Below are 8,356 nucleotides of genomic sequence, written 5' to 3' on the forward strand. Positions count from 1 at the left end.
ACTTGAACACCCTCTCCCGGCTGCTGGCCGTACGACGCCGGCTGGCGCATCGCGTGGCCGCCACCGGCGAGGTGAGCCGGGTCGCCCTCGACACGCCGGTCGCCGCCTACCGCAGGGGCGGGCTCTGGACCGTCGCGAACCTGCGTGACACGCCGGTGGCCGGCCTGGACCTGCCCGCGGCGGCGGTGTTCGACACCGACGACCCGGCCGTGGGCCCCGATCGGCCGAGGACCGGCCGCGTCCGGCTGGCCCCGTACCAGGCGCTCGTGCTGGCCACGCGATGACGCCGCCATCTCGACGAAGGAGGGCGACATGTCCGACGCGGTGACCCCGACCCGCCTCGACGTCCCGGAGCCGGAGCTGGCCGACCTGCGGGACCGGCTGGCCCGTACGCGGTGGCCCGAGAGCGAGACCGTCGCGGACTGGTCCCAGGGCGTGCCCCTGGACTACCTGCGGCGGCTGTGCCGCTACTGGGCCGAGGAGTACGACTGGCGGGCCACCGAGAGACGGTTGAACGCCCTGCCGCAGTTCCGCACCACGATCGACGGGCTCGGCATCCACTTCCTGCACGTCCGTTCGCCGCACGAGACCGCGCTGCCACTCGTCCTCACCCACGGCTGGCCGGGGTCGATCGTGGAGTTCCTCAAGGTGATCGGCCCGCTGACCGACCCGACGGCCCACGGCGGCCGGGCGAGCGACGCGTTCCACGTGGTGTGCCCCTCGCTGCCCGGCTACGGCTTCAGCGACAAGCCGGCCGGACCCGGCTGGGGCGTGGAGCGGATCGCCGCCGCCTGGATCGAGCTGATGGCGCGCCTGGGTTATGACCGGTACGGCGCGCAGGGCGGCGACTGGGGCACCACGATCACCACGATCATCGGCCGGCGGGACCCGGAGCACGTGGCCGGCATTCACCTCATGCCGCCCCTGGCCGCGCCGGATCCGGCCACGTTCGGCGACCTCACCGATGCCGAGCGCGCCGCCATCGGCGCCCTGGAGCAGGCCCAGGCGTGGGAGGACGGGTACTCGCTGGAGCAGTCCACCCGGCCGCAGACCATCGGGTACGGCCTGGTGGACTCCCCCGCGCTGCTGTGCGCCTGGATCATCGAGAAGTTCCGCTCCTGGACCGACTGCGACGGCCATCCGGAGAACGCGCTCACCCGGGACGAGCTCCTCGACAACCTGATGTTCTACTGGCTGCCCGGGAGCGGCGCGTCCGCCGCCCGGCTGTACTGGGAGAGCTTCAAACAGGTGCAGCGGCTCTTCGCCGGCGCGACGACCGACCAGATCGGCGTCCCGGCCGGATGCTCGGTCTTCCCCCACGAGAACCCCCGCCCCTCCCGCCGGTGGGCGGAGAGGCGCTTCACCGACATCCGGTACTGGAACGAGCCGGACCGGGGCGGTCACTTCGCCGCCTTCGAGCAGCCCGAGGTGTTCGTGGAGGAGGTCCGCGCCTTCTTCCGCCTGGTCCGCTGAGGACCAGCATCGGCGGAAGTGTCAACGAATCCTTGACATCGATCGAATGTCAAGGAATCCTTGACACCATGACTCCTGACGCCTTCCGCCTCCCCGGGCCCCCCACCTCCGGCTCCGGGGGGCGGTCGTGAGCACCCCCCGGAGCCGTCTCACGGACGACCGGGCGAACGCCATCCGCGAGGCCGTCGCCGAAGCCGTACTGACCGCCTGCGAACAGGGCCGCGAGGGGCTCGACGACGACCCGGACGCCCACCTGCTCATGGTCGCCGCGGCCACCGTCGCCACGGAGGAGACCGGCCGCCTGCTGCGCCAGTCGATCACCGGCGCCCGTACCGCCGGACACAGCTGGGACACCCTCGGACGGCTGCTGGGCATCAGCCGCCAGGCCGCCCAGCAGCGTTTCGGCATCCCGGCCCCCGGCCGCACGGACCCCGCCGCCCCGAGCGACTCGCCCGACCGGAAGGTGCTCACGCCGCTGCACGCCTTCAACGAGATGGAGGCGCTGGCGCGGGAGGGCCTGCGCGGCTGGCATGCCGTCGACTACGGCTACCTGTTCCACCTCGTCGAGGCCTCACCCCGCAAGTGGGAGCACCGGCGCATGTGGTGGCCGTCACGCCGCCGCCGACGCCTCCTGGAGGCGGAGGGGTGGCAGCTCATCGTCCCGTCCGACTTCGACTCGCCCTGGGCCTACTACAAGCGCCCCCTGAACGAACCCGCCGACTCCTAGACGAGTAAGTCCTATCTCAGTGATCGAAGGCGATCAGGGATCGGGCGGTGGGCTGGCCGGTGGCGCGGTTGCGGTCCCAGCAAGCGATGTGTCTGCCCGAGTACAAGATCAAGCTTTTCGGTGGCGTCCTCTTCGAGCGGCAGTGAGATCGTCGACCCGCTACGCATCGGCACGCGAGCCGGCGCGTATACAGGGCGGCCCGAGAGGAACTCGCGGGGCTGGAGCGCCCACCCGTCCGGTGCCGGCAAATCGTTCAGATCCGTCCGCCACGAGCCGTGCTGCCCGCTTGACGTCGGACTGGACCACCGGGTGGGTCATTTCGACCGCGTCATCGTGAGCCTGTGCCATCTACCCAGAATGAACCCGACGGCGTCTGGTGTCCTGCCAGATTCTCCCGCCTCCGCTTCGGGCTGATCACTCATACGACGGGAAGTTGCGATCCTCGTTGACCCGGACGTCGCAACTGCGAACTACCCCATCCGTGTCGGCGCTGGCGGTTATCGTCGGGTTCATGCCCAGCTCATACAGCAAGAACGACCTGCTGCTGTTAATGATGGACGCCTTGGTCGGGGACAGTGTCGACTTGGAGGCGGCGGAGAAGGCATTCGAGTCCGCCGAGGGAGACTTCGCGGCGAAGTTCACTGCCGCAGTACAGGCACGGTTCGCTCAGCTGGTCGTTCCCGAGGTCTTCATCGAGCTTCCGGTGCATATCGAGGAGCTCCGCAAACCTGAGCTGGACGCGTTGGTACGGCCCGCCGCCGCATACCTCCGGTCGTATCCGAGCAAGGGCGAACTCTTGGACGAGGCCTCACGGATCCAGCGACGGCAGGAGCGGCGCCCGGCGTGGATCCCGCGCCTGGACCGGAACGGCGAGCCTATACCGGCACCAGAGACGGACTCCTCCGTAGGTAAGGCTCGCCCCGAACGGCCTTTGGTGGTCACCGCACTCCCGGAGCTGGGCGACGTGACCGTCCTGCTGCCCGCGGACGCCGAGGAGCGGCCGGAACTGCCCATGGCCGCCGGCGGGATCGGAGAATGGGAGGCGGCCCTATACGAAGTGCTGGCCGTCACCGGTGAGCACAGGCCTTCCGCCACGGTCGCGATCGACGCGCAGGCCAACGAAGCGCTGGTCCCCGAGGACGTTCGCTGGTGGTCGACCCAACCGGCACGGTCGCTGCCGGCGACGCGAGATCCAGGAGTGGCCAGCGAACTGCTGGCCACTTCGTCCACCCTCGGCGAGATCCCTGTCAGCGACGACACGCACGAAGCGTTCGAAGCGGTTGCCACCGCGCTCATATCCGCAGGCGACTGGCGTTACAGCCCGCGCTGGCTGCTCAACGCGTGGAGTCCCGGCGACGACGTCGGCGTACTGGCAACCGCCCGCGCTGCCATTGCCGCTTGGGCGGACGAGGGCCGCAGCGGGCTGATCGCTTACGTGTACGGCGGGGCGCTGCACGGCACTGATGGCCTGATCGGCGTTCCCGGTTTCCTGCACACCTACCTGCTGTGCATCGGCCGGTCGACCGACGGTACCGACACCGTGGATACGGTGCGCCGGGTGATCCTCTCCTGCCCAGGTGAGAACTGGTGCCACCGCGGGGGCTGCCCCGACCCCGGTCTCTCCGAAGCGGCCGAGATCCTCACCTCCATCGTCACCGCCGGGGACGCCGGCGACGCCAGCGACCGAGACGGCGCCTGGGCGAAGCAGGCACACCAGCGGCTGTACGGCGCGGCTGGCGAAGACGACTACCCAGAGGACGTCCTGGACCACCTGGAGGGGATCCTCTCGGGCGCCGGCTGGGTCGGGCTGAGCCGGTCGACCTGGGAAGGCGGGTTGGAGGAGTCGTTGCTGCGCCGGGGCGAGCACTGCATGACCGCCTCCTACGATCCGGTCACCCGGCAGGTCCGGCTGGACGATGGCGAGGCCGAACTCCAAGCCACACTCCAGATGCTGGCCGACGACGGCGTGCTCACCGGAAGCGGTGACCAGGAGACCGTCGACACCGGCGAGGCCGCACAGCAGCAGTGGGGTGCGGAACTCCTGACTGCCGCAGAGGACTTGCTACGCGGACGCATCGACGAACTACGGATTGCCGCCCCCGCCCAGGTCACCCTGCTCGGAATGCATCCGCACGCGGACGGCAACCTCCATGGCCCAGAGGCCACGACTCTTGCGGAGAGCCAGCTCACCGCCCTGTTGTGCACTGCCGGCGTACTCAGCGACAGCGACTGACCGGATGACAACCGGCTCAAGGCGAGCGACCTTCGGCATGTTCGGCGTGAGCTGGTCAGGCGACTCCGCCACGCTGATCGCCCAGTCGCCGCGAAAGATGGCCAGGCAGCGGTCAAAATCCACTGAAGTGACCTTGCCGCAGACGACCTGTCGTAGGGCGGCGTCTCCACGACGACGAAGCACGAGATCAGCGGGCAGGAGCATGGAGTTAACTGTCGTGTCCCCCACCGACATTCAGACCATGTCGTCACACAAACTCAACCAACCTGCCTGGGCAGTACACCTAGGTCAAAGGTCAGGAGGCGGCGGCCAGGTCGGCGCCGTTCTCGCGGGTCAGTTCGCGTGCGCGGCGGGCGTCCGGGGAGTAGCGCCAGGACTCCGGGACGACCTGTGTGCCTCGGTGCAGGGCCTTCAGCCAGGTCGTCGCCCAGAGGTCCTCCAGCGGCGTGGCCGGCAGGCCGTACATGCGGCGGGCCCAGCGTGGCAGGGTCGCCACGACGAGTGTCGCGATGCCGGGGGCGGCCAGCTTGAGCGGCAGCCACGGGCGCGGCACGGTCGGGTTGAACAGCCGCCGCAGGCCCTCCTTCGCCTCCCGGCAGGCGTAGATCTTCGGTCGCATCTCCGCGTAGTAGTCGCGCATCTCGGCGACCGACGCGGGGATGTCGGCCGGGTCCAGGCCGACGACCGCGCCCGATCGGCGCTGTTCGTCCACGAACGCGTCGGCGTCCGCCCGCGACAGCGCGAGGCCCGCTCGCAGCGCCACGTCGAGGTAGGAGTCGACCTCCCCCATGTGCACCCACAGGAGGTTCTCCGGCGCGTCGACCGGGAAGACCTCGCCGGTGTCCATGTTGAGGCCGCTCAGCCGCGAGTGCAGGTTGCGGACCCGGCGGCCGACCCGCTCGACCTCGGCGTGCGTGCCGTAGGTGCGGACGCGGACGAACTCGATCGTGCGGCCGAGGCGCGCCCAGGCCGCGTGCGGGTCCATGAGCTCGGAGTTCTGCGCGGTACCCCACATGGACGGCGGATGCAGCGCCTGCAGGATGAGGGCGCGGAAGCCGCCGATCATCTGCACGGGCTCGGCCATCACGCGCCAGGTCACGGAGCCGGGACCGAACAGGCCGTAGTCCTCGCTCACCGTTCACCGTCCTTGGGGGCACACCGTCAGAACCACCGATAAGTACTGACTTATTACCCTCTCAGGGCAGCCGTCACACCCCGGCCCGCCCCCGAAAGATCAGGTCACCCGGTCGTCTGCTCCCGCACCCAGGCCAGGTATTCGGCACTGCCCGCCACGACCGGAGTCGCGATGATCTCGGGCGTGTCGTACGAGTGCTGTTCGGTGATCTGGGCGGCCAGGTCCTCGAAGCAGTCGGTGGTGGTCTTGAACAGCACCATCCACTCTTCGGCGGACTCGATCTCCCCCTCCCACCAGTACGTGCTGGCGATCGGGCCGACCAGCTGGGCGCAGGCGGCCAGACGCCCGGTGACCGCCGACCTGGCGAGCTCGGCGGCCTCCTTGCGCGAATCGGTGGTCGTCGTCACCTGGACGTACGCCTCGGCCATACAGCGACTCCTTCCCCGCTGATCGTAGCTCCGCGACCGGGCCCGACTCCGCAGTGACGGACCACAAACGGACCACAAGGGGAGCGTCAGCGGGCCGGGACGGCCACCAGTGCGCTGCCGCCGTGGCGGCGGACCTTCTCCGCGACCGCCTCCACCTTGCCGCCGCCGAGGAACTCCAGGCCCGTCGCCGAGCCGATCACGCCCGCCGGCGGGCCGGGGAACAGCACGAGATCCTGTCCCTTGGCCTTCAGCGCCGCGCCGTACTTGTCGATGAACGCCTGCTCGGCGGCGGTCTGGGCCGTGTTGCGCTGGGTGGCGCGCGGCGCCTCGATCGCCTGTGGGAGCGTCATGCCCAGATCGATGCGGTTCATCAGGATCTGCAGCACCGTCGTGATGATCGTCGAACCGCCCGGCGAGCCGACGGCCAGCAGCGGACGGCCGTTCTTCAACACGATCGTCGGCGCCATGCTGCTGCGCGGCCGCTTGCCGGCGGCGGGCAGGTTCGGGTCGGCGTAGCCGGCCGGCGTGGACGACGTGAAGTCGAAGTCGGTCATCTCGTTGTTCAGCAGGAACCCGCGGTGCGGCACGGTGAGCGCGCTGCCGCCGAACTGCTCGATCGTCAGCGTGTAGGAGACGACGTTGCCCCACTTGTCCGTGGCGACCAGGTGCGTCGTCTGCGGCCCCTCGTACGGCAGCCGCTGGCCGGAGCCCGACGGGGTCGTGCAGCCCTCGCCGTTCAGGTCACCGGGCGCGACCGGCGCCGTCAGCGCCTGGTCGGGCTTGATCAGGCAGGCGCGCGAGCGGGCGAACCGGTCCGACAGCAGCGTCCTGGTCGGCACGTTCTCGTACGCGGGGTCGCCGACGTACGCGCCGCGGTCGGCGTAGGCGAGCTTGGACGCCTCGAGGTAGACCTGCAGCGCCTCGACCGGGTCGGTGAGCTTGAACTGCTTCATGATGTTCAGCGCCTCGCCCACGGTCGAGCCGCCCGAGGAGGAGGGCGCCATGCCGTAGACGTCGAGCCCGCGGTAGCCGACGTGCGTCGGGTCGCGCGGGATGACCTTGTAGCGCGCCAGGTCGGACGGTTGCACCACGCCGGGCCGTACGTCGCGGGTGGCGTTCGGGTCGACGGGCGGATGCTGGACCGTGTTCGCGATCTCCTTGCCCAGCTCACCCCCGTAGAACCAGCCGAGTCCCTTCTTGGCGATCTGCTCGTACGTGGCGGCGAGGTCGGGGTTGCGGAACGTCGAGCCGACCGCGGGCGGCCTGCCGCCGGGCAGGAACAGCTCGCGCGTCGGCACGATGTCCTTAAAGCGGTCCTCGTTGACCGTGGTCTGGTCGACGAACTCCTGGTCGACCGTGAAGCCGTTCTTCGCCACCTTGATCGCGGGCTGGAGCAGGTCGCTCAGGCGGCGGGAGCCGAAGCGGCGCAGCGCGGAGTCCCAGGTGGCGAGCGTGCCGGGCACGCCCACGGACAGCCCGCTCGTGACGGCGTCGTCGAACGACAGCGGCTTGCCGGTCTTCGGGTCGATGAAGAAGTCCCGGGTCATCCTCGCCGGGCCGGTCTCCCGGCCGTCGAAGGTGTAGACCTTGCGCGTGCGGGCGTCGTAGTAGGTGAAGTAGCCGCCCCCGCCGATGGCCGAGACGTACGGCTCGGTGACGCCGAGCGTGGCCGCGGCGGCCACCGCGGCGTCGACGGCGTTGCCGCCGTGGCGCAGCACCTCGACGCCGCTCTCGCTGGCGTCCAGGTCGACGCTGGAGACCGCTCCCCCGTACCCGACCGCGACCGCCTGTTTCTGGTCCCGGGGGGTGTGGGCGGCGGGCTGCCGCGCCTGGGCGGGCACCACCAGCGTTGCGAGTGCCGCTGCGGCGAGGGCGATGACGGCGGCGGGTCGGCGCATTGCGGCTCCTGATCGTCCGGCGCTTCACGAGGAACGCGCCCCCCACTGTGCCATTCCGCGGGCCGGAGATCTACAAGATCGCCCGGCTACCCCTCAGCACGGTCCGGAACAGGCCAGAACGCGTCCCGCCGCAAACAACCGCGAAAACGGGCTCGACAGGCGATCGACCCGTAGCGTACGTTGTTCTCAATTCGAGATTGACTCAGATTGAGAAGAACTCAGGCGGGCGAAGCGCGCCTGGTCTCTCTCCCCGGCGAAGGAGGGCTCGTGAGCGAAGAGGAGTTCCTCGCGGCGTACGACCCACGGGCCTACGACCCCGTCGCGGTCGCCATCGACGTGGTGGCGCTGACCATCCGCGACGGCGCGCTGCACGTGCTGCTCGTCCGGCGCGGCGTGCCGCCGCAGGAGGGCCGGTGGGCCCTGCCCGGCGGCTTCGTCCAGAGCGGCGCGCGGGCCGAGCTG

General features: G+C 70.1%; 8 protein-coding genes. 5 read left to right on the forward strand and 3 right to left on the reverse strand.

All coding sequences use genetic code 11. From position 1 onward, the window contains the following. The 4 genes from ACFFNX_RS34645 to ACFFNX_RS34660 all read left to right on the forward strand — a co-directional run. A partial coding sequence (locus ACFFNX_RS34645; protein WP_378210134.1) for a hypothetical protein occupies positions 1–284 on the forward strand: 284 nt, incomplete at its 5' end. Positions 285–312: 28 nt separating this feature from the next. Beyond that, positions 313–1,473, forward strand: a complete 1,161-nt coding sequence (locus ACFFNX_RS34650) for an epoxide hydrolase family protein (protein ID WP_378210135.1) — start codon at positions 313–315, stop codon at positions 1,471–1,473. A 127-nt stretch (positions 1,474–1,600) separates the two neighbouring features. Further along, positions 1,601–2,200, forward strand: coding sequence for a hypothetical protein (locus tag ACFFNX_RS34655; protein WP_378210136.1), 600 nt, complete (start codon positions 1,601–1,603; stop codon positions 2,198–2,200). Between the two features lie 511 nt (positions 2,201–2,711). Continuing rightward, on the forward strand, positions 2,712–4,433 hold the full coding sequence (locus tag ACFFNX_RS34660) for a hypothetical protein (protein WP_378210137.1): 1,722 nt from the start codon (positions 2,712–2,714) through the stop codon (positions 4,431–4,433). A gap of 295 nt (positions 4,434–4,728) precedes the next feature. Here the strand turns inward: ACFFNX_RS34660 and ACFFNX_RS34665 are convergent, their stop codons facing one another. The 3 genes from ACFFNX_RS34665 to ggt form a co-directional block, all read right to left on the reverse strand. Beyond that, the gene (locus tag ACFFNX_RS34665; RefSeq protein ID WP_378210138.1) at positions 4,729–5,568 is read right to left on the reverse strand and encodes an oxygenase MpaB family protein; all 840 of its coding nucleotides are present in this window, start codon (positions 5,566–5,568) and stop codon (positions 4,729–4,731) included. A 104-nt stretch (positions 5,569–5,672) separates the two neighbouring features. Next, entirely contained in the window at positions 5,673–5,996 is a 324-nt protein-coding gene (gene cutA / locus ACFFNX_RS34670; protein ID WP_378210139.1) for a divalent-cation tolerance protein CutA, read from the reverse strand. An 86-nt stretch (positions 5,997–6,082) separates the two neighbouring features. Then, entirely contained in the window at positions 6,083–7,894 is a 1,812-nt protein-coding gene (gene ggt / locus ACFFNX_RS34675; RefSeq protein WP_378210140.1) for a gamma-glutamyltransferase, read from the reverse strand. Positions 7,895–8,161: 267 nt separating this feature from the next. On the opposite strand from ggt, the gene ACFFNX_RS34680 reads away from it, so the two are divergent. Then, the coding region (locus ACFFNX_RS34680) for an NUDIX domain-containing protein (protein ID WP_378210141.1) at positions 8,162–8,356 on the forward strand (195 nt) is incomplete at its 3' end.

Source organism: Actinoallomurus acaciae (assembly GCF_042429965.1).
GTDB classification, from domain to species: Bacteria; Actinomycetota; Actinomycetes; order Streptosporangiales; family Streptosporangiaceae; genus Actinoallomurus; species Actinoallomurus acaciae.

Bases quoted from the DNA above. Each gene is read 5' to 3' on its own strand.
- cutA (WP_378210139.1), bottom strand. From the start codon at position 5,996: ATGGCCGAGGCGTACGTCCAGGTGACGACGACCACCGATTCGCGCAAG.
- ACFFNX_RS34660 (WP_378210137.1), top strand. From the start codon at position 2,712: ATGCCCAGCTCATACAGCAAGAACGACCTGCTGCTGTTAATGATGGAC.
- ACFFNX_RS34650 (WP_378210135.1), top strand. From the start codon at position 313: ATGTCCGACGCGGTGACCCCGACCCGCCTCGACGTCCCGGAGCCGGAG.
- ggt (WP_378210140.1), bottom strand. From the start codon at position 7,894: ATGCGCCGACCCGCCGCCGTCATCGCCCTCGCCGCAGCGGCACTCGCA.